19 protein-coding genes and 1 tRNA gene are annotated in these 20,275 nt (G+C 74.6%); 7 read left to right on the top strand and 13 right to left on the bottom strand.

Annotated features, from left to right (window positions below):
- Positions 1-118: 118 nt before the first annotated feature.
- From hutH to O7612_RS06950, 7 genes are all read right to left on the bottom strand, one after another.
- The gene (gene hutH, locus O7612_RS06920) at positions 119-1,657 is read right to left on the bottom strand and encodes a histidine ammonia-lyase (protein ID WP_282271464.1); all 1,539 of its coding nucleotides are present in this window, start codon (positions 1,655-1,657) and stop codon (positions 119-121) included.
- Positions 1,645-2,862, bottom strand: a complete 1,218-nt coding sequence (gene hutI / locus O7612_RS06925) for an imidazolonepropionase (RefSeq protein WP_282271466.1) — start codon at positions 2,860-2,862, stop codon at positions 1,645-1,647. The genes hutH and hutI overlap by 13 nt, the downstream gene beginning before the upstream one ends.
- Before the next feature lie 54 nt (positions 2,863-2,916).
- The gene (locus O7612_RS06930) at positions 2,917-4,272 is read right to left on the bottom strand and encodes a formimidoylglutamate deiminase (protein WP_282273829.1); all 1,356 of its coding nucleotides are present in this window, start codon (positions 4,270-4,272) and stop codon (positions 2,917-2,919) included.
- The gene (locus O7612_RS06935; protein WP_282271469.1) at positions 4,269-5,498 is read right to left on the bottom strand and encodes an allantoate amidohydrolase; all 1,230 of its coding nucleotides are present in this window, start codon (positions 5,496-5,498) and stop codon (positions 4,269-4,271) included. The genes O7612_RS06930 and O7612_RS06935 overlap by 4 nt, the downstream gene beginning before the upstream one ends.
- 114 nt (positions 5,499-5,612) lie before the next feature.
- Complete coding sequence (hutU, locus tag O7612_RS06940; RefSeq protein ID WP_282271471.1) at positions 5,613-7,268, bottom strand: urocanate hydratase; 1,656 nt, start codon at positions 7,266-7,268, stop codon at positions 5,613-5,615.
- Between the two features lie 12 nt (positions 7,269-7,280).
- Entirely contained in the window at positions 7,281-8,132 is an 852-nt protein-coding gene (locus tag O7612_RS06945) for a MurR/RpiR family transcriptional regulator (protein ID WP_282271473.1), read from the bottom strand.
- A gap of 93 nt (positions 8,133-8,225) precedes the next feature.
- Positions 8,226-9,278 (bottom strand): LCP family protein, encoded by a 1,053-nt coding sequence (locus tag O7612_RS06950; protein ID WP_282271475.1) that lies wholly within the window; start codon positions 9,276-9,278, stop codon positions 8,226-8,228.
- 363 nt (positions 9,279-9,641) lie between these two features.
- Between O7612_RS06950 and O7612_RS06955 the strand changes: the two genes are divergently transcribed.
- Positions 9,642-9,959 (top strand): hypothetical protein, encoded by a 318-nt coding sequence (locus O7612_RS06955; protein WP_282271477.1) that lies wholly within the window; start codon positions 9,642-9,644, stop codon positions 9,957-9,959.
- A 63-nt stretch (positions 9,960-10,022) separates the two neighbouring features.
- The gene (locus tag O7612_RS06960) at positions 10,023-11,102 is read left to right on the top strand and encodes an expansin EXLX1 family cellulose-binding protein (RefSeq protein WP_282271479.1); all 1,080 of its coding nucleotides are present in this window, start codon (positions 10,023-10,025) and stop codon (positions 11,100-11,102) included.
- A 106-nt stretch (positions 11,103-11,208) separates the two neighbouring features.
- On the opposite strand, the gene O7612_RS06965 is transcribed toward O7612_RS06960, so the two are convergent.
- From O7612_RS06965 to bcp, 3 genes are all read right to left on the bottom strand, one after another.
- Positions 11,209-11,739 carry a GNAT family N-acetyltransferase gene (locus O7612_RS06965; protein ID WP_282271481.1) on the bottom strand — a complete coding sequence of 177 codons (531 nt, stop codon included), beginning with the start codon at positions 11,737-11,739 and terminating at the stop codon, positions 11,209-11,211.
- An 85-nt stretch (positions 11,740-11,824) separates the two neighbouring features.
- Positions 11,825-11,899, bottom strand: a tRNA-Leu gene (locus O7612_RS06970).
- Positions 11,900-12,536: 637 nt separating this feature from the next.
- Entirely contained in the window at positions 12,537-13,013 is a 477-nt protein-coding gene (gene bcp, locus O7612_RS06975; protein WP_282271483.1) for a thioredoxin-dependent thiol peroxidase, read from the bottom strand.
- Between the two features lie 211 nt (positions 13,014-13,224).
- On the opposite strand from bcp, the gene O7612_RS06980 reads away from it, so the two are divergent.
- Genes O7612_RS06980 through O7612_RS06995 form a run of 4 tightly spaced genes read left to right on the top strand, consistent with a single transcriptional unit; the run spans position 13,225 to position 15,897 of the window.
- On the top strand, positions 13,225-13,944 hold the full coding sequence (locus O7612_RS06980; protein WP_282271485.1) for an energy-coupling factor ABC transporter permease: 720 nt from the start codon (positions 13,225-13,227) through the stop codon (positions 13,942-13,944).
- The gene (locus O7612_RS06985; RefSeq protein WP_282271487.1) at positions 13,941-14,351 is read left to right on the top strand and encodes a PDGLE domain-containing protein; all 411 of its coding nucleotides are present in this window, start codon (positions 13,941-13,943) and stop codon (positions 14,349-14,351) included. The genes O7612_RS06980 and O7612_RS06985 overlap by 4 nt, the downstream gene beginning before the upstream one ends.
- A gap of 14 nt (positions 14,352-14,365) precedes the next feature.
- The gene (gene cbiQ, locus O7612_RS06990) at positions 14,366-15,136 is read left to right on the top strand and encodes a cobalt ECF transporter T component CbiQ (RefSeq protein ID WP_282271489.1); all 771 of its coding nucleotides are present in this window, start codon (positions 14,366-14,368) and stop codon (positions 15,134-15,136) included.
- Positions 15,133-15,897, top strand: coding sequence for an ABC transporter ATP-binding protein (locus O7612_RS06995; protein ID WP_282271493.1), 765 nt, complete (start codon positions 15,133-15,135; stop codon positions 15,895-15,897). Before cbiQ ends, O7612_RS06995 begins: the two co-directional genes overlap by 4 nt.
- 38 nt (positions 15,898-15,935) lie before the next feature.
- Here O7612_RS06995 and O7612_RS07000 read toward each other — a convergent pair whose 3' ends face one another.
- The 3 genes from O7612_RS07000 to O7612_RS07010 are packed head-to-tail and all read right to left on the bottom strand — an operon-like array spanning position 15,936 to position 18,269.
- Positions 15,936-17,039, bottom strand: coding sequence for a hypothetical protein (locus O7612_RS07000; RefSeq protein ID WP_282271495.1), 1,104 nt, complete (start codon positions 17,037-17,039; stop codon positions 15,936-15,938).
- A complete protein-coding gene (locus tag O7612_RS07005) occupies positions 17,036-17,752 on the bottom strand; it encodes a thioredoxin domain-containing protein (protein WP_282271497.1) in 717 nt (238 codons plus the stop codon). Before O7612_RS07005 ends, O7612_RS07000 begins: the two co-directional genes overlap by 4 nt.
- Positions 17,745-18,269 (bottom strand): MauE/DoxX family redox-associated membrane protein, encoded by a 525-nt coding sequence (locus O7612_RS07010; protein WP_282271499.1) that lies wholly within the window; start codon positions 18,267-18,269, stop codon positions 17,745-17,747. Before O7612_RS07010 ends, O7612_RS07005 begins: the two co-directional genes overlap by 8 nt.
- 343 nt (positions 18,270-18,612) lie before the next feature.
- Here O7612_RS07010 and O7612_RS07015 point away from each other — a divergent pair, with 343 nt between their 5' ends.
- Positions 18,613-20,268 (top strand): copper resistance protein CopC, encoded by a 1,656-nt coding sequence (locus tag O7612_RS07015; protein WP_282271501.1) that lies wholly within the window; start codon positions 18,613-18,615, stop codon positions 20,266-20,268.
- Positions 20,269-20,275 lie beyond the last annotated feature (7 nt).

The following is a 20,275-nucleotide window of genomic DNA, read 5'->3' on the forward strand; positions in this document are numbered from 1 at the left end:
TCGGGAGGTTGCTTACTCTCGGTAGCGTGGTGCGGCGAGTCGGGCTTGACTACTGATCGTTATGGTTGCGTCGCCGTCGCCGTCGCCGTCGCCGTCGCCGTCGCCGTCGCCGTCGCCGTCAGCTCAGCGGCCCGATCTGCCGTTCGACGGCGGCGCGCAGGTCCGGGCCGGCCAGTACCGACCGGGCCGACTCCAGCACCGGGGCGAGGAAGACATCCGGCCCGGGTGCGCCGGCCGCCGGGCCGAGCGCGTCCAGCGCGGCCCGCCCCGCCGGCGAGGGCTCCAGCGGCGCACGCAGTTGCAGTCCCCGGACAGCCGCCAGCAGCTCCACGGCGAGCAGGCTGGTCAGGTTGTCCAGCACGGTGCGCAGCTTCTTGGCCCCCGCCCAGCCCATCGAGACGTGGTCCTCCTGCATGCCGCTGGTCGGCAACGAGTCGACCGAGGCGGGCGCGGCCAGCCGGCGGTTCTCCGCGACGATCCCGGCGGCGGTGTACTGGGCGATCATCAGCCCGGAGTTGACCCCCGCGTCGGGCGACAGGAACGCCGGCAGCTCCCGGTTGCGGGTGACGTCGAGCAACCGGTCCACCCGGCGTTCGGCGATCGCCCCCACCTCGGCGGCGGCGATGGCCAGGTAGTCGGCGGCGAAGCCGAGCGGAGCGCCGTGGAAGTTGCCCGTCGACTCGACCCGGCCGTCCGGCAGCACCACCGGGTTGTCCACCACCGAGACCAGCTCCCGGCCGGCCACCGTCGCGACGAAGTCCAGGGTGTCCCGGGCCGCGCCGGCCACCTGCGGGGCACACCGCATCGAGTACGCGTCCTGCACGGCGTGCGCCAGGTCGTCACGGTGCGAGTCCATCACCCGGGAGTCCTGGAGCAGCCGGTGGATGTTCGCCGCCGAGGCGGCCTGCCCCGGATGCGGCCGGATGGCGTGCAGCTCGGGCAGGAACGGCCGCTCCGAGCCGAGCATCGCCTCGATGGCCAGCGCGGCGGTCACATCGGCCATGGTGAACAGGTGCCGGGCGTCCGCGACGGCCAGCAGCAGCATGCCGAGCATCCCGTCGGTGCCGTTGATCAGCGCCAGCCCCTCCTTCGCGGCCAACGCGACCGGTGCCAGCCCGGCGGCGCGCAGCGCGTCGGCCGCGTCGACCCGTTCGCCGCCGGGGCCGAGCACCCAGCCCTCGCCGAGCAGCACCAGCGCGCAGTGCGCCAGCGGTGCCAGGTCACCGGACGCGCCGAGCGAGCCGTGCTCCGGCACCCACGGGGTGACGTCGGCGTTGAGCAGGTCGACCAGCGCCTGGGCGACCAGCGGCCGGATCCCGGAGCGGCCCAGCGCCAGCGAACGGACCCGTAGCAGCATCATCGCCCGGACCACCTCGCGGGGCATCGGGGTGCCCACCCCGGCGGCGTGCGAGCGGATCAGCGCGTGCTGCAACTCGGCCCGGCGTCGCGGGGCGACGAAGGTGTTCGCCAGCGCCCCGAATCCGGTGGAGACGCCGTACACCGGACGGCCGGCGGCTTCGATGCCGTCCACGATGGACCGGCTGGCGACCATCGCGTCGACGGCGGCCGGGGCGAGCACCACCCCGGCGTCGCCGCGCGCCACGGCGAGCACGTCGGCGGGGGTGATTCCGGTGGGCTGGACGGTCACAGTCGACATTGCGGCACTCCGTTGTGCAGAACCTGACGGATCAGTGGGACACCCGGCCGGTAGGCCAGGTACAGGTGGGACGGGGCGTCGAGGATCATCAGGTCGGCGCGTACGCCGGGGCGCAGCAGCCCGACGTCGGTGCGGCGCAACGCCCGTGCGCCGCCGGCCGTCGCGGCCCAGACCGCCTCCGCCGGGGTCATCCCCATCTCGCGGACGGCCAGCGCGACGCAGAACGGCATCGACGAGGTGTACGACGACCCGGGGTTGCAGTCCGTGGCCAGCGCCACGGTCACCCCCGCGTCGAGCAGCCGCCGGGCGTCCGGGTACGGCGACCGGGTGGAGAACTCGGCCCCCGGCAGCAGCGTCGCCACGGTGCCGCCCGACCCGTCGCCGGTGGCCGGATCGGCGGTGGTGGCCGAACCGGCCAGCGCGTCGACGTCGGCGTCGGACAGGTGGGTGCAGTGGTCGACGCTGGCCGCCCCCAACTCCACCCCGAGCCGCACCCCCGGCCCCGGGCCGAGCTGGTTGGCGTGCAGCCGCAGGCCCAGCCCGGCGGCCTGCCCGACGGTGAGGATCGCCCGAGCGTGGTCGGCGTCGAACGCGCCCCGCTCGCAGAACACGTCCACCCAGCGGGCGTACGGCGCGGCGGCGGTGAGCATCGGCCCGCAGACCAGCCCCACGTAGTCGTCGGGACGGCCCGCGTACTCGGCGGGCACGACGTGCGCGCCGAGGAAGGTCGTCTCGGCGGTCACCTCGGCGGCGATCCGTAGCGAGCGGGCCTCGTCGGCGACGGTCAGGCCGTACCCACTCTTGATTTCCATGGTGGTGGTGCCCTGCCGCATCGCCTCGTCGCGTAGCCGCCCCACGGTGTCCCGCAGGTCGTCGTCGGAGGCCGCCCGGGTCGCGCCGACCGTGGTCCGGATGCCACCCCCGGTGTACGGCTCGCCGGCCATCCGGGCCGCGAACTCGGCCGCCCGGTCCCCGGCGAAGACCAGGTGGGCGTGGCTGTCGACGAACCCGGGCAGCACCGCGCCGCCCTCGGCGTCGATCCGCCGGTCGGCGGCCGGCGCGTACCGGGCCGGCCCGATCCAGACCACCCGGCCCGCCTCCACCAGCAGGGCGACCCCCCGCCGCAGGCCCAGCGGCCCGTCCCCGCCGGCGGTCGGCACGTTGGTGACCAGCTCGCCGATGTTGTCGACCAGGAGACTGCTCACGCCACCCCTCCCGTCGCCGACCGCCGCGCTCCGCGCGTGACCGGCCCGGTGCGGCTAGGCACCGGTCACCGCCGCGACCGCCGCGCGCAGCTCCGCCGGCACGTCCACGGTCAGGTGCCGGCCGTCGCGCACCACCTGCCGACCGTCGACCACCACCTGGTCGACGTCGGCGGCGGTGGCCGCGAAGAACACCCCCGCCGGCGGCACCCCGGCGGTACGCGGGCTGTCCAGCCGGACCGTGACCAGATCGGCGCGTTCCCCGACGGCCAGCCGGCCGGTGTCGGACCACCCCAGCGCGGCGTGCCCGGCGACCGTGGCCGCGTCACGCAGCGCGGCGACGGTGAAGTGCCCACGCCGCCGGGTACGCAGCCGCTCGTCCAGCTCCACCGCGCGGGCCTCCTCGAACAGGTCGACCACGGCGTGACTGTCGCTGCCCAGGCTCAGCGGGATACCGGCGTCGGCCATCAGCCGGGCCGGTCCGATCCCGTCGGCCAGGTCCCGTTCGGTGGTGGGGCACAGACACACCCCGGTCCGGTGCCCGCCCAGCAGGGCCAGGTCGGCACCGGTCGGATGGGTGGCGTGCACGGCGGTGACGTCCGGGCCGAGCACGCCACGGTCGGCGAGCAGCGCGGTCGGGGTGCGCCCGTGCACGGACCGGCAGGCGTCGTTCTCGGCGGGCTGCTCCGACAGGTGCACGTGCAGCGGGACACCCTGCCGGTAGGCCCAGCCGGCGACGGTGGCGAGCTGCTCCGCGGGCACCGCGCGCACCGAGTGGACGGCCGCCCCGCGCAGCACGTGCGCCCCGGCGGGCCGGAACGCGTCGACCCGCTCCGCCCAGCGCCGCGCGTCCCCGTCGCCGAAGCGCCGCTGCGCCCCCGCCAACGGATCGCCGGCCACCGAGGCGGTCAGGTAACAGGCGTCCAGCAGGGTGATCCGGATGCCGGCCTGCGCCGCCGCCTCGACCAGCGCCGCGCCCATCGCGTTCGGATCGTCGTACGGCCGGCCGTCGGGGCCGTGGTGCAGGTAGTGGAACTCGCCCACACAGGTGATCCCGGCCAGCGCCATCTCGGCGTACGCGGCCCTGGCCAGGGCCAGGTAGGAGTCGGGGTCGAGCCGGCCGGCGACGTCGTACATCACGTCCCGCCAGCTCCAGAAGTCACCCCGACCGCCGTGGGTACGCCCGCGCAGCGCCCGGTGGAAGGCGTGCGAGTGGGCGTTGGCGAGGCCGGGCAGGGTGAGGCCGGGCAGCCGTACCGCGTCGGCCAGCACCTCGACCCCGGCGGGCGGGGCCGCCCCCCGGGCCAGCGGGGTGACCACGGTGAACCGGCCGTCCTCGGCCTCGATCAGCACGTCCGGGGTGGGCGCGGCGTGATCGGGCAGCCACGCCTGTTCGGCCAGCCAGCGGGTCAGCGGCATGCCAGCTCCTCCAGCACCCGGGCCAGCGCGACCACCCCGGCCGCGCAGTCGTCGTCGGTGGCCGACTCGGCGGGGGAGTGCGACACCCCGGTCGGGTTGCGCACGAACAGCATCGCGGTGGGCAGCCGCGCGGCGAGCACCCCGGCGTCGTGGCCGGCCCCAGTGGGCAGCACCGGCGCGGCCAGCAGTTCCGCCAACCGGCCGGTCAGCCCGGCGTCAAAGGCGACCAGCGGCGTCGCCGACTCCGGGGTCACGGTCAGCTCGGTGCCGTCCCGGCGGGCGCGTTCGGCGACCTTGGCGTGCACCGCCTCGACCAGCTCGCGCAGGGTCTCCGGTGCGGCGGCGCGGGCGTCGAGCCAGCAGGTCACCCGCGACGGGACCGCGTTGGTGGCGTTGGGTTCCACCGCGACCCGGCCCACAGTGGCGTGCGCGCCCCGCAACCGGGCCTCCTTGTTCGCCGCCAGCACGGTGAACGCGTAGGTGAGCATCGGGTCGCGGCGGTCGGCCATCCGGGTCGTACCGGCGTGGTTGCCCTCGCCACGCAGCTCGAAGCGCCATCGGCCGTGTGGCCAGATGGCACTCGCCACCCCGACCGGCGCACCGGCGTCGACCAGCGCCCGCCCCTGCTCGACGTGCAGCTCCACGAAGGCGGCGAACCGGTCGGCCAGCGCCGGGTCGGCCCCCGCCGGGCGGGCACCCAGCGCCTCGGCGAAGCCCACCCCGGCGGCGTCGCGCAGCCCGGCCGCGCGGTCCGGGTCGATCTCGCCGGTGAGCAGCCGCGACCCCAGACACGGTACGCCGAACCGGGCGCCCTCCTCCTCGACGAACGCGGCCACCACCACCGGCCGGAGCGGGCTGGCCCCGGCGGCCCGCAGCTCGTCCACGGCGAGGAACGCGCTGACGATGCCGAGCGGCCCGTCGTACGCCCCGCCGTGCGGCACCGAGTCGAAGTGGCTGCCGGTGAGCACCGCCCCGGTGCCGGCTGCCGCGCCGACCCGCCCCGCGTCGCCGTCCCGCGCATCGCCGGGCGGGTCGCCCCACCGGGCGAACAGGTTGCCGTTGCCGTCCTCGCTGACCGGCATGCCCCGCAGGTCGGCCTGTGCCCGGAACCACTCCCGCAGCCGCAGCTCCGGCGCGGTCAGCGCGTACCGCAGATAGCCGCCGCTGCCGGCGTCCCGGCCGACCGGCGCGATCTCGTCCCACAACTCGCGGAACCTCACGGGGCTTCTCCATTGTTCGTGACTGCGGTGCTCCGCTGCGCTGCGCTCCTCGCACTCACGGGGTTCCTCCGTTGTTCGTGACTGCGGTGCTCCGCTGCGCTGCGCTCCTCGCACTCACGCGTGCCCCTCCGCCATGGGGATGCGGACGTCGGTGCGCCCGGCGACGTCGCGGGCGGTGTCGTAGCCGGCGTCGACGTGCCGGATGACCCCCATCGCCGGGTCGTTGGTGAGCACCCGTTCGATCTTCTGCCCGGCCAGCGCGGTGCCGTCGGCGACGCACACCTGACCGGCGTGCAGCGACCGGCCGATGCCCACCCCACCGCCGTGGTGGATGGACACCCAGGACGCGCCACTGGCGGTGTTGACCAGCGCGTTGAGCAGCGGCCAGTCGGCGATCGCGTCGGAGCCGTCGGCCATCGCCTCGGTCTCCCGGTACGGGCTGGCGACGCTGCCGCAGTCCAGGTGGTCCCGGCCGATCACGACCGGCGCGGACAGCTCCCCGGCGGCGACCATCTCGTTGAACCGCACCCCGGCGACGTCCCGCTCGCCGTAGCCCAGCCAGCAGATCCGGGCCGGCAGCCCCTGGAAGGCGACCCGTTCGCCGGCCAGCCGCATCCACCGGGCCAGCGACTCGTTCCCGGGGAACAGGTCGAGGATGGCCCGGTCGGTGGCGGCGATGTCGGCCGGGTCACCGGAGAGCGCCGCCCAGCGGAACGGCCCTCTGCCCTCGCAGAACAACGGCCTGATGTACGCGGGCACGAAGCCGGGGAAGTCGAACGCCCGCGCGTACCCGCCGAGCTGCGCCTCGCCCCGGATCGAGTTGCCGTAGTCGAACACCTCCGCGCCCGCGTCGAGGAAGCCGACCATCGCCTCGACGTGCCTCGCCATCGACGCCCGCGCCCGGTCGGTGAACTCGGCCGGCTTGGCCGCCGCGTAGTCCCGGGCGTCGGCCAACTCCACCCCCTCCGGCAGGTACGACAGCGGGTCGTGCGCGCTGGTCTGGTCGGTCACCACGTCGACGGCGACGCCCCGGCGCAACAGCTCGGGGAAGACGGTGGCGGCGTTGCCGACCACGCCGACGCTGAGCGCCCGCCGCTCCCGCTTCGCGGCCGACACCCGGGCGACGGCGTCGTCGAGCGAGTCGGCTACCTCGTCGAGGTAGCGGTCGTGCACCCGCCGGTCGAGCCGGGTCCGGTCCACGTCCACGATCAGGCACACCCCGTCGTTCATGGTGACCGCGAGGGGCTGCGCCCCGCCCATCCCGCCGCAGCCGGCGGTGAGGGTCAACGTTCCGGCGAGGCTGCCGCCGAAGCGCTTCGCGGCGACCGCGGCGAACGTCTCGTAGGTGCCCTGGAGGATGCCCTGGGTGCCGATGTAGATCCACGAGCCGGCGGTCATCTGCCCGTACATGGTCAGGCCGAGCGACTCCAGCCGGCGGAACTCCGGCCAGGTGGCCCAGTCGCCGACCAGGTTGGAGTTGGCCAGCAGCACCCGGGGGGCCCACTCGTGGGTCCGCATGACCCCGACCGGGCGGCCGGACTGCACCAGCATCGTCTCGTCGTCACGCAGCCCGGTGAGGGTGCGCACCAGCGCGTGGTACGACGGCCAGTCCCGGGCCGCCCTCCCGGTGCCGCCGTAGACCACCAGGTCGTCGGGGCGTTCGGCCACCTCCGGGTCGAGGTTGTTCATCAGCATCCGCAGGGCGGCCTCCTGCGGCCACCCCCGCGCGGTACGGGTGGTGCCGCGGGCGGCGCGGACGGGCTGGTGCATGACGTACTCCTCTCAGCCGAGGAACAACTGACGACGGGCGGCGGACGACTCGAACGCCTCCAGGCGGCGCTGGGTCTGGAGCGGGGCGGCGTCGCAGATCGCCTGGAGCACCACCATCGCCAGGGTCATCGGGGCGGTGTGCAGGTCGAAGACGAGGTCGGTGCCGACGGCGGCGGGGAGCACCAGTTCGGCGTACTCGGTGGCGGGGCTGACCGGGGAGTCGGTGATCGCGACGACGGTGAGGCCGGCGTCGCGGGCGGCCCGCAGCGCGTCCAGGGTCTCCCGGGGGTAGCGGGGCAGCACGAAGGCGAGCAGCGCGTCCGCCCCGGCCGAGGCGGCCTGTTCGAGCCGGTCGGTGAGCAGGCTGCCGCCGTCGTCGAGGACCCGCACGTCGGGCAGCACCTTGGCGGCGAAGTAGGCGAAGTAGGCGGCCAGCGGCGCGGCGGCCCGTAGCCCGAGCACCGGCAGCGGGCGGCTCGCCGCGAGCAGCCGGCCGGCGGCGGCGATCCGGTCCCGGTCGGCCAGCTCGCCGGCCAGCCGCTCCAGGTTGGCCATCTCGGCGCGTACCGCGAGTTGCAGTTCGTTGTTGTCGTCGGGGCGACCGTCGGGGCCGGCGGCGGTCAGCTCGCGCAGCCGGCGGCGCAGCGCGGGGTAGCCGTCGTGGCCGAGCGCCACGGCGAACCGGGTCACCGACGGCTGGCTGACCCCGGCCAGCTCGGCGACCTCGGCCGCGGACAGGTACGCCACGCTGGCGGCGTGCTGCACCAGGCAGTGCGCGATGCGCCGCTGGGTGGGGGTGAGCCGGACGCCGTGGAAAAGGTCGAGCAGCCCGTCCGGCGGCGCGGCGACGGCTCCTTCATTCATACCGCGACTCTATGCATGAAATATTTCACGGGCAAGCACCGGCTTCCCGCCACGAGGCAGGCACCGGCTTCCCGTCCGGCGGCGACGCCGGGCTCAGCGGGCGGCGCGGACGATCTCGGCGGTGGCGTCCCGACGGACCGCGTCGTAGAACTCCCGGGACTTCCGCTCGTCGGCGAAGACCACGCTCTCGGTGCCCACCCGACCGGTGCCCCGGGACGGGCTGGTGACGAAGGTGAGGTTGCCGCCCCGCAGGCCGCGCAGCTCGGTCGCCAGCCCCAGCAGCGACATCTCCCGGTCGACGGAGACCGACGCCGAGACGGCCCGGACGAAGTCGTCGAGCCTGCCCGGGCTGGTCAGGATGCCGCCGGTGGCCGCCTTGTCGAGGATCGCCCGGATCACCTGCTGCTGGTGCCGGATCCGGGCGAAGTCGCCGTCCGGGAACTGCTTGCGCTGCCGGGAGTAGTCCAGCGCCGTCGCGCCGTCCATCGTCTGCCGGCCGGCCGGGAAGGTGCGCAGCGGAGGATGGATCGAGGTGAAGCGGTGGTCGACGGTGACGTCCACCCCGCCCAACGCGTCGATGATCTCCTGGAAGCCGGCGAAGTCGACCACCGCCACGTGGTCGACGTGGACCCTGGTGAACTCCTCGACGGTCTGCACCATCAGTGGAATCCCGCCCCAGGCGAACGCCGCGTTGATCTTCGCGGGCCGGCCGCCGTGCCGGCCGTCGGTCGACCGGGGCACGTCGACCCAGGTGTCCCGGGGGATCGAGACGAGCTGCGCGCTCTTCCGGTCCCCGGGCAGGTGGGCCAGGATGATCGTGTCGGTCCGGGATCCCCCGGTCCGTTCCGGATCCCGGGAGTCGCTGCCCAGGATCATGATGTTCGTGGCGTCCCGGGCCACCACCGGTGGCCGGCTCTCCGTCGGTACCCCGGTGAAGGCGTCCACCCGTTCGACGTCCTTTTCGACCGACCGCAGGTAGAGCGCGCCCGCCCCGACCCCGCCCGCCCCGACCAGGGCCAGTGCCAGCAGCGCCACCAGGGCGATCCGCCGGCCCCGCCGCCGTCGCCGTGGCGACGACCCGGGGGAGTCGACGTTCTCGGGGGAGCCGGCCGGAACTGATTCCGAGAACTGTTCGCCTTCTGGCATGGCCGCATGTTACTGAGTCGTCACCCAGCCGGGCAGCCTGCGTACGCCCGACGGGCCACGGGCCGAAAAGCCGCCGTACGCTGGACGTTCAGTCGCTGGTCACCTGCGGCTGGTAGAACCTCGCCGTGGATGCGACGAGACTGCGCCGGGCCATCGCCCGTACCCCGTTGGCGCCGGTGGCCGCCTTCCCCGGCGACGGCATCGGCGTCGCCTGGTGAGGCCCGACCGACGGTGATCCGGGCCGGGCGTCCGCCGCTGCGGCGACACCGCCCGGCCGAGCCGTACTCCGCCGGGCGGGTGTTGCCCCCGGGCCGGTCACGGATCGATGATGGCCGAACCGCCACCACCGACGGAGGAGTCGAGATGCAGGTTCTCCACCACCCCCGCGTGGCCTGGGACATGGCCCGCCTGATCGTCTCGGCCGCTCCCGACGACCGGCTCTTCGACTGGCTGTGCACCGAAGTCGACGCGCTGCTCGGCCCCGAGCACGCGCGGGCACTCCGGGACACCCGGCAGCGGCTGCTGCCCTGGGCCCGGACCGCCCCCGACGCCGCCGCCGTCGAGGCCGGCCGCTGGCGGGTCCGCCTGGAGGACCTGCTGCGTACCCGGCCGGAGACCGCCGAACCGCTACGGTCGCTCACCGTGATCGCGTCGGGACTCCACCGCAACCGGATCGGCTGACCGGCTTAGCTTTCGCTTAGCCGGCTTGTCCCCCGGTCGTCCACTGCGGCAGCATCGGTCGGCGTGACCGATGGCAGCGTGTCCCAGGAACCCGGCTCCGGGCCGGGCGGCCGCGCCCCCGCCGACCGCTCCGGGCCGGGGCGTCGCCGCGCCCGGGGTGGCGGACGCCGCCGCTGGCTGGCCGCCGGTGGCGTCGCCGCGCTGGCCACCGTGCTCGGGCTGAGCCTCGCGCTGCGCTCCGGCGCCGCCCCCGCCTGTGCCGCCCCGCCGGTCGGGCTGGCCGGTGCCGGGCCGGTGGCCGCCGGGCGGCTACCACTGGCGGCCCCACCCACCGGGAGTACGGTCCACAAGGGAAAAGCCACCTTCTACGACTCCAAGGGGGCCGGCGGGAACTGCTCCTACCCGTCCGCCCCGGCCAACCGGCTCTACGTGGCGCTCGGCCCCGGCGAGTACAGCGCCGGCGCGGCCTGCGGTGGGTACCTCGACGTCACCGGCCCCCGGGGCACCGTCCGGGTCCTGATCATGGACCAGTGCCCGGAGTGCGCCCCCGGGCACGTCGACCTGTCCCGCGAGGCGTTCGCCCGGATCGCCGACCCGGTGCAGGGCATCGTCGGCGTCAGCTACCGCGCGGCGGTCGACCCGCCGCTGTCCGGCCCGCTCACCTTCCGGATCAAGGAGGGGGCGTCGCAGTACTGGTTCGCCGCACTGGTCGCCGAGCACGGCAACCCGCTGCGCACCGTCGAGGTACGACAGGGCTCCGGCGCCTGGCGTACCGCCGCCCGGCAGGACTACAACTACTGGCTGATCGACTCCGGGGCGGGGCCCGGCCCGTACGCCGTCCGGGTCACCGACGTCTACGGCCACCGGGTCACCGCCACCGGCATCACCATGTCCCCCGGCCGGGTCCAGCGCAGCACGGTGACGATGTACGGCGGCAGCGCCCCGGCCGCCCGGACCGCCCCGTCCGGTGAACCGCCGTCGCCAAGCCCCAGGGTCACCCCGAGCCGGACGACCAGCGCCAGCCCGTCGGCGGTGGCCACCACCACCCCGTCCGCTCCACCGGACGTGGCCGCCGCCCCCGTCCCCGCCACGTCGACGCAGCCGCTCGCGGGTCGACCGGTCGACTGCGCCTCCCGGGGCTGACCGCTCGTCGACCGTCCACCCCGCGTCGTCCGCCGTGTCGTGCTGCCTTATCCCGTGTTCTCCGCTGGGCCGACACCGGCATACGGCCTGCGGTCACGCGACGCGGTCAGGCGGCCGGGGTGTCCAGGTCGTGCCACATGAGGATCTCGTCACGGTCGTCGCCGGGTGCCACCCGCAGCGCGCCCGGCAGTCGGCCCACCTCGCGGTAACCGAGCCGGCGGTAGAAGCGCTCCAGGCCCAGCCCGCCGCGCACCGTCACGTGCAGCGCCCGCCACCCCAGCTCGGGGGCACGCCGGGCAGCCTCCCGCATCAGGGCCTGCCCGTGGCCGCGCCCCTGGGCGTCGGGATGGACCATCACCCGTTTGAGCACGCCCCAGTGCGCCTTCAGCGGGAACCGGTGGTCGGTGAGGAACAGCACCGCCACCGGTCGGTCGCCCTCGTAGCCGACCAGCAGCCGGTCCGGGCCGTCGGTGACGGCGGCGAAGGTCACCTCGGCGACGGGGCGCACGTCGCCTGCGCCGACCGGGGCGACGAAGCCGACCGCGCCGCCGGCGTTGGTCGCGTCGACCCACAGGTCGACGATGCGTTCCCGCAGCTCGGCAGTGAGATCGGGGTCGAGGACGAAGCACAGGCTCACGCTGCTGATCCTGCTACCGCGACCCGCGGTTGACCTGCGATCGTGACGTTTCCGACAGCCGGGCGTCCGGCTGCCGGAAGTGGAGTAGGGCCGACGGGACTCGAACCCGCACTGTTGCGGACCTAAACCGCACGCCTCCTGCCATTTGGGCTACGGCCCCCCACCGTGTACACCGTCACTTTCCAGGGCCATGGTGTGCGACGGCGAAGCCGTCTGCCGATCGGGAAGCCAGTGGGTGTCACAGCCTCCGCATCGTAGACCACATCCGGCGGGGGCAGCGCTGCTCGGTGGGAGGAACCGGCATAGGTGGCCGTCTGGCTGTGGCAGTTCGGGCAGAGAAGTCGCAGATTGCACGGCTGGTTGTCGAGGAAGTCGCCGTTGATGTGGTCGACGTGCAACGTCAACGGCTTGCCTTGCCGGCTGGCTCCGACACCGCATGCTTCGCACTCCTCCGGCAACCCGATGGCAGCCAGGGCGCGTTTGAGGCGCGAATCCGGAACCCTCCGCCCCTCCGAACGTTTGACCAGCAGTTGCGTCACCGGGGTGCGGACACCTCGACCACCCTTGTTGTGTACCTGGCCGGTGAAATGCGATGTGTCGATTCCCAGGCGCTTGAGCTGACGACTGATGTGGGCGTGGGAGCCACCGCTGAATCTCACACCGAGTATCTGGAGCAGGTCGGCGATACTGCGGGACTGCTCCGCCGCCTGAGCGAGCATCTCCGGCGTGTACTTGTATCGGGTCATGCGCGGAAAGTAGCGGGAACCTCTGACACCCGTCGTCGGAGTGTGACGCGCTCAGTCCAGGCCGAGGTCGCGGCGCAGCTTGGCGACGTGGCCGGTGGCCTTGACGTTGTAGAACGCGTGTTCGATCTTCCCGTCCGGGTCGATGACGAAGGTGGACCGGATCACCCCGGTCACCGTACGGCCGTAGAGCTGCTTCTCGCCGAAGGCGCCGTACGCGGTGAGTACCGCCTTGTCGACGTCGGCGACCAGCGGGAAGGTGATGGCGTCGCGTTCGCGGAACTTCGCCAGCTTGGCGGGTTGGTCGGGGGAGATGCCGACCACCTCGTAGCCGGCGGCCTGCAGCGGGGCGAGCGAGTCGCGGAAGTCGCAGGCCTGCTTGGTGCAGCCGGGGGTCATCGCGGCCGGGTAGGCGTACAGGATGACCCGGCGACCGCGCAGCGCGGCCAGGGCGAGCGTCTCCCCGGTGTCGGTGGGGAGGGTGAAGTCGGGTGCGGGGTCGCCGGGGGTGAGCCGGTCGGGCGCGGTCATGGCGACGACCCTACCGCCGGGCGGCGACGTGTCGCCCGCTCCGCGCCGGGCCGCCCCGCCCCGCTCCGCTCCGGACCGCCCGGGAGCGTCCGGCAGCCCGGGAGCGTCCGGCAGCCGGCGGGCAGGTGAACCGCGTATGGCTTGTTGCCGCATCTTGGCAACAACCGACCGGGGGAAATAGGCTGAGCGCGCCGGCCGAGCAGGAGGTCACGTGGAAACCCTGGCGATGCACATCTCGAACGGGATCATCAACGGTCCCGTCGCGGGCGTCTTCGCGGCCGTCGCACTGGCCGCCCTGACCTTCTGCGTGCTGCGCGGCCGGCGCGACCTGGACGACCGGCTCGCGCCGATGGCCGGCCTGGTCGCCGCGTTCATCTTCGCCGTGCAGATGCTCAACTTCCCGATCTTCACGGCCGGGGTCTCCGGTCACCTGCTCGGCGGCGCGCTCGCCGCGATGCTGGTCGGCCCGTGGGTGGGCGCGCTGTGTGTGTCGGTGGTGCTGATCGTGCAGGCCCTGGTCTTCGGCGACGGCGGCGTCGCCATGCTCGGCCTGAACATCACCAACATGGCGCTGCTCGGCACCGCTGCGGCGTACCTGCTGATCGCCGGCCTGCTGCGGATCCTGCCCCGCACCCCCACCGGCCTGGCCGTGACCGCCTTCGTCGCGGCGCTGGTCAGCGTGGTCGTGGCCTCCCAGGGGTTCGTCGTGCAGTACTGGCTGGGTGGCACCACCGACCTGGGCGGCAACCTCACCGGCCTGGCCGGCACGATGGCCGGCGTCCACCTGCTGATCGGCATCGGCGAGGGGCTGATCACCGCGACCACGGTCGCCACCGTGGCCAAGGTCCGGCCCGACCTGGTGTACGCGCTGCGTGCGCTGAAGCCGGCGACCCCGCCGGCTTCCGTCCCGGCTGTCGGAGGTGTGCGGTGAGGAAGCGTTCCTGGGGTTTCGTGGCGGTCGGCCTGCTGGTCGCCCTGCTGCTGGCCGGGGTGGTCAGCAACTACGCCTCGTCGCATCCGGACGGCCTGGACTCGTCGCTGCTCAAGGGCTGCACGGTGAACGCCGACGACGAGATCACCGGTGGTTCCTGCCCCGCCCGGCAGGCGAGGGACCACGAGCTGGCCGACAGTCCGCTGGCCGACTACGGCATCCGGGGCGTCGACAACGGGTTCCTCTCCACCGGCCTGTCCGGGGTGGTCGGGGTGCTGCTCACCTTCGCCGTCGGCGGCGGCCTGTTCTGGCTGCTGCGCCGCCGTGGTCCGGCCGACACCGGCACCCGGGGCGAGCGGGCCGGCTCCACCGCCGACCGGCAGCCCGCATCCGGCTCCGTCGGCTGACCCGGCGGTACGACGTGGGAGCCGGACACGCACACGTGCTCTACCGGGACACTCCCTCCCGGGTGCACCGGCTGGCCCCCGAAGTCAAGATCGCCGCGATGGTGCTGTTCACCGTGGCGGTGGTGGCCACCCCGCGCGAGGCGTTCTGGGCCTTCGGCGGGTACGCCCTGCTGGTCGCCGTCGTCGCCGCGCTGGCCCGGGTGGGTCCGCGTTGGCTGCTGCTGCGCGCCACGATCGAGCTGCCGTTCGTGCTGTTCGCGGTCGCCCTGCCGTTCCTCGGGGCGGGCCCGCGCACCGAGTTCGTCGGGTTGAGCCTGTCGGTGGACGGCCTGCACGGGGCGTGGAACATCGTCGCCAAGGGCACCCTGGGGGTGCTCGCGTCGCTGCTGCTGGCCGCGACGACCACCACCCGGGACCTGATCGTCGGCCTGGACCGGCTGCGCTGCCCGCAGATCATCACCCAGATCGCCACGTTCATGCTGCGCTACCTCGACGTGCTGGTCGGTGAGGCCCGCCGGATGCGGGTGGCCCGGGTCTCCCGGGGTGACGACCCGCGTTTCCTGTGGCAGCTGCGGGGCTTCGCGGCCGGGGTGGGCGCGCTGTTCCTGCGCGCCTTCGAACGCGGCGAGCGGGTCTACCTGGCGATGCTCTCCCGGGGCTACGCCGGCCGGATGCCGGCGGTCTGGCAGGGGTCCGGCGCGGCGACCGCCGGGCAGTGGGCGGCGGCGGCGACCGTGCCGGTCGCGGCGGTGGCGATCGCCGCGACCGCCGTCGTCCTGACATGATCGGGTACGTGCAGACCGCTGTCTCCCTGGACGTGCGTGGCGTCCGGTACGCGTACCCGGACGGTCACGTCGCCCTGGCCGGGGTGGACCTGACGGTGCCGCGCGGCGACCGGGTGGCCCTGCTCGGCCCGAACGGCGCCGGCAAGACCACGCTGGTGCTGCACCTCAACGGCATCCTCACCCCGACCGAGGGGGTGGTGAGCGTGGGCGGGCTGACGCTGTCCCGGGACCGGGACACCCTGGCCGAGGTCCGTCGCCGGGTGGGTATCGTCTTCCAGGACCCGGACGACCAGCTCTTCCTGCCCACGGTGGCCGAGGACGTGGCGTTCGGCCCGGCGAACCTGGGGCTGCGCGGCGTCGAGCTGGCCGCCCGGGTGGACGAGGCGCTGACGGCGGTGGGGATGGCCGAGCACCGGGACCGCGCCCCGCACCACCTGTCGTTCGGGCAGCGTCGTCGGGTGGCGGTGGCCACCGTGCTGGCGATGCGTCCGGAGATCCTGGTCCTCGACGAGCCGTCGTCCAACCTGGATCCGGCGGCCCGCCGGGAGCTGGCCGGGATCCTGCGCGCCCTGCCGGTGACCCTGCTGATGGTCACCCACGACCTGCCCTACGCGGCGGAGCTGTGCGACCGGGCGGTCATCCTGGACGCCGGCCGGATCGTCGCCGACGCCCCCACCGCCGACCTGCTCGCCGATGCGGCCCTGCTGGCGCGGCACCGCCTGGAACTGCCCTACGGCTTCCACCCACGACCGACCCGCTGACCCGCGCGGCCGGTTCCGGCAGGCCGGGGCCGGTCGACTCACCGGTCGCGGGGCGGGACCGGAGCGGCCAGGGTCCGGGGCGCGGCGGCGCGGGCGGCGGCGTGCAGCCGGAGCAGGCCGGCCCCGACCGCGCCCACCCCGGCGACCAGCACCCCGGTGAGCAGCACCCGCGCGGTGCCGCCGGACCAGGGCACCGGGGCGACCGCCCGGGACAGCACGGTGAGGTTGGCGACGCCGACGAAGAGGGTCAGGCACGCGCCGGCCAGCGCGAGCACGAAGTCGGCGGCGGGCCGGCCGGCCAGTGCCCAGCCGCCGGCGGCCAGCGCGCCCAGTCCGGTCAGCAGCGGCCAGAGCTGCCCGGCGAGCAGTCCGAGCAGCACCCCGGCCATCCCCTGCGCCCCGGCGTCTAGCTCCCGGCCGAGCACCAGCGCGACGGCGGCGGCACCACCGAGGGCGAGCACCGCGCCGACGCCGCGCAGCGCCCGGCCGCCCGGCCCGGTGCCGGCCGGCACCAGTCCCGCCGCCCCGACCAGCAGCGCCCCCAGGGTGGCGGCGACCCACCACGGGTACGGGTCCGGTGGCGGCACCCAGTCGAGGGTGCCGCGCAGCTCCACCGGTTCACCCCCGGCGCGCAGCGGCACGGCCCAGTCACGGACCCGGTGTTCCCGGCCCGGGTCGGCGGCCACCGGGGCGGGCACCGTGGGCTCCCGCCACAGGGACCGCTGGTCGTGCCAGCGGACCAGCCGGTCGTCGCCGATCCTGCGCCACTGCGGCGGCGCGGCCGGGTCGGCGGTGGCGGGCAGCGCGGTGTCGCCGGCCAGGGTCCGGTTCAGGTAGGTGGCGGGGGAGCGGGTGTTCTCGTACGCCCCGTCCGGGCCGACCCGCAGGTACGGCTCCCCGGAGTAGCCGATCACCTCGACCTCGCGACCGGTGTGGTTGACCAGTTCGAGTCGCGCGCCCGCCTCGACGGCCCGGACGGTCAGTCCGGGCCGGGCCGGGGTGATCCCGGTCACCGCCGTGCGGTAGTCGGTGCCGTCGGGGGCGTCCGCCCCGTGCGCGTATGCCGGGGCGGCGGTGCCGAGCAGGGCGAGCAGCACGGCGGTGAGCAGCAGGACGGCCCGCCGCAGGGGTGCCGGGGTCACTTGCCGGCCGCCTCCACGGCCGCGGTGATGCCCGCCGGGCTGCGGTCGGACACGGCGGTGCCGTTCACCTTGATGGTCGGGGTGCCGGTGACCCCGGCCTTGCTGGCGTCGTCGGTGACGTGTTCGGTCCACGCCGTGTACGTCCCGTCCCGGACGCAGGACCCGAAGTCGTCCCTGATCAGCCCGACGCCCGCGCCGATGTCGATCAGCTGGTCGTTGCTCAGCCCGGCGCCGCCCTCGGCGGGCTGCTGGGCGAAGAGCGCGTCGGTGAACTCCTTGAACTTGCCGCCCTTGGCGGCGCAGCCGGACGCGGCCGAGGAACGGGTGGAGTATTCGGTGGTGGAGAACCGGTTGAGGTAGGCGACCGGGTGGAAGACCACCCTGGCCTTGCCGGAGGAGACCAGTTGGTTGACGGTCTCGCCGCTGGCCTGCTGGAACTGCTTGCAGGCCGGGCAGAGGTAGTCCTCGTAGAGGTCGATGGTGACCGGCCCGGTGCCGAGCACGATGCCGGTGCCGGCGTCGTTGGCCCCGGGCGGGGCGGTGAAGGTGTCCGACTTCTGGCTGGAGTAGACGCTCCACCCGATCAGGCCGGCGATCACCAGCACCACGACCGCGCCGACGGAGGTCCACAGGGTCCGCTTGCGCCGCTTCTCCCGGGCGAGCTGCTCGCGGACCACCCGCGCGGCCTCGTTGCGCCCCTTGCGACTACTCATCGTCGTCCTCCACGGGTGGGTCGCCCGCGAGCCAGCCGTCCACCGAGAACGGGGTGCGGGGCCAGATCAGCAGGAATCCGGCCAGCGCCAGGAATCCCAGGTCCCGGAGGATCTCCGGGAGGTAGCTCGGGGACTGGCCGGCGGCGAGCTGCCCGCCGCTGCCGAAGCACCCGCAGTCGATGGCCAGGCCGCGCGTCCAGGCCGAGGCGATGCCGGCGACGAAGACCACCAGCAGCGCGGCGGAGATCCCGGCGCTCAGCCGGGTCGCCAGCCCGGCGAGCAGCAGCAGGCCCAGCGCCAGTTCCACGAAGGGCAGCGCGGCCCCGACCGCCGTCGCCACCTCGTAGGGCAGCACCTGGTACGCGTTGACGGCCCGCCCGGAGGCGGCCAGGTCACCGACCTTGGCCGCGCCGGCGAACAGCCATACGGCGGCCAGGCCGAGCCGGGCGGCGAGGCCGAGCCAGGGTCGGACGACGGGCCAGCGTCCGGCCGGGGTACGCGCTGCGGTCACGCCCATTGGTCGTACCGTCCGGCCGCCGGGTTCCCGGCTGCGGCCGTTCCCCGGCGGCCCGCCCGGGGACGGGTGGGACCGGTCGGCGGGGCCTGGCGGGCGGTCGCGGCGGGGTCGCGGTGAGCGGGGGTCACGACAAGCCAGGCTACGCGGCGTGGCCGTGGCGGGCAGGGTCCTTCGGCCCTTTGCATGGTCCCGCTCACGCCGGGAACTTTTTCCCCCTGCCGTCCGACTACCTGCTCATGACGTGCAACCACCTGCGGCAGGCGCCCCGGCCGCCGGGGCCGCCCCGTGCCGTCGCGGGGCGGCCGGGTGGGCGTTCGGGGCTCCGGTCAGCGAGCATGGCGGGATGAACGCCGTGGATCGTCGCTGGCTCGCCCGGACGGGTGCCGCTGCCGGCCTGCTGGTCACCCTCGTCGCCCTGCTGCTCGCCCCCGCCGGGCCGGCCGCGGCCCATGCCGTGCTGGCCAGCAGCAGCCCGGTGGCCTCGGCGGTGGTGCCGAGCGCCCCGTCGGAGGTGGTGCTGACCTTCACCGAGTCGGTCCGCAAGGTGCCCGACAAGGTACGGGTCATCGCGCCGGACGGTTCCCGCGCCGACCGGGGGGAACCCCGGTTCGAGGGGTCCGTGGTGACCATCGGGGTGGACCCGGCCGGCCCGCGCGGCACCTACCTGGTCAGCTACCGGGTGATCTCCGCCGACAGCCACCCGGTCTCCGGGGCCTTCACCTACTCGGTGGGAGCGCCGTCGACGCCGCCGACCGACTCCGGCGCGGACAGCCGGGCCGACCCGGTGGTCGGCGCGGGAGTGAAGGTGGCCCGCTACCTGGGGTACGCGGGGCTGCTGCTGGTGGTGGGTCCGACGCTGGTGCTGGCCGCGCTCTGGCCGCTGCGGCTGTCCCGGCGGGGGCCGGCCCGGCTGCTGTGGGCCGGTACCGGGCTGCTCGCCGTGGCCACCGCGGCCGAGGTGTGGTTGCAGGTGCCGTACACCGCCGGTGGCGGTCTGTTCGACGTCACCGGCGAGGGGCTGTCCGAGGTGCTGGGCAGCGGGTACGGCAGCGCCCACCTGATCCGGCTGGGCCTGCTGGCGGCGGCGGTGTTCCTGCTCCGGCCGCTGACCCGGGGGCCGGTGGGGCGTACCGACGGGCTCATCCTGACCGCGCTCGGGGTGGCCGGGCTCTTCACCTGGCCGCTGGCCGGGCATCCGGCGGCCTCGCCGGCCCCGGCGGTCTCGGTGCTCGTCGACGCGGTGCACCTGGGCAGCATGGCGGTCTGGCTGGGCGGGCTGGTGATGCTGGCCGGCTTCCTGCTGCGCCGGGCCGACGAGCGGGAACTGGGGGCGATCCTGCCGATCTGGTCCCGCTGGGCGGCGCTGGCGGTCGCGGCGTTGCTGCTGGCGGGCGTCGTGCAGGGGCTGATCGAGGTGGGCACCCTCGCCGCCCTCACCGGCACCACGTACGGCCGGTTGCTGCTCGTCAAGATCGGATTGTTCGCGCTGGTGGTGGGGGTGGCCGCGTACTCCCGGCAGCTCGTGCGACGGCGGACCGCGGCGGCCCGGCCGATGCCGGTGCGGCGCGCGGTCTGGGTGGAACTGGCGGTCACCGCGGTGATCCTGGGGGTCACGGCGGTCCTGGTGCAGACCCCGCCGGCCCGGACCGCCGCCGACGGCGCGACGGGCGCGGACAGCGGCTACTACTCGACCACGCTGACCAGCCCGATCTACTCGCTCCAGGTCGAGCTGGACCCGGCCGAGCGGGGCAACAACTCGATGCACCTGTACGCCTACACGCCGGACAACCGGCCGCAGCCGGTGGTGGAGTGGAAGGCCACCGCCGCGTTGCCGTCGGCCGGGGTCGAACCGATCGACATCCCGTTGCTCAAGCTCACCGACAACCACGCGACCGGGGAGTTCAGCTTCCCGTCGGCCGGTGAGTGGCAACTGCGCTTCACCGTCCGTACGTCCGACATCGACCAGGCCACGGTGACCGCCACCGTGCCGATCAAGTAAGAAGGGC

This window comes from Micromonospora sp. WMMD987 (assembly GCF_029581435.1).
In the GTDB taxonomy this organism is placed as follows: Bacteria; Actinomycetota; Actinomycetes; order Mycobacteriales; family Micromonosporaceae; genus Micromonospora; species Micromonospora rifamycinica.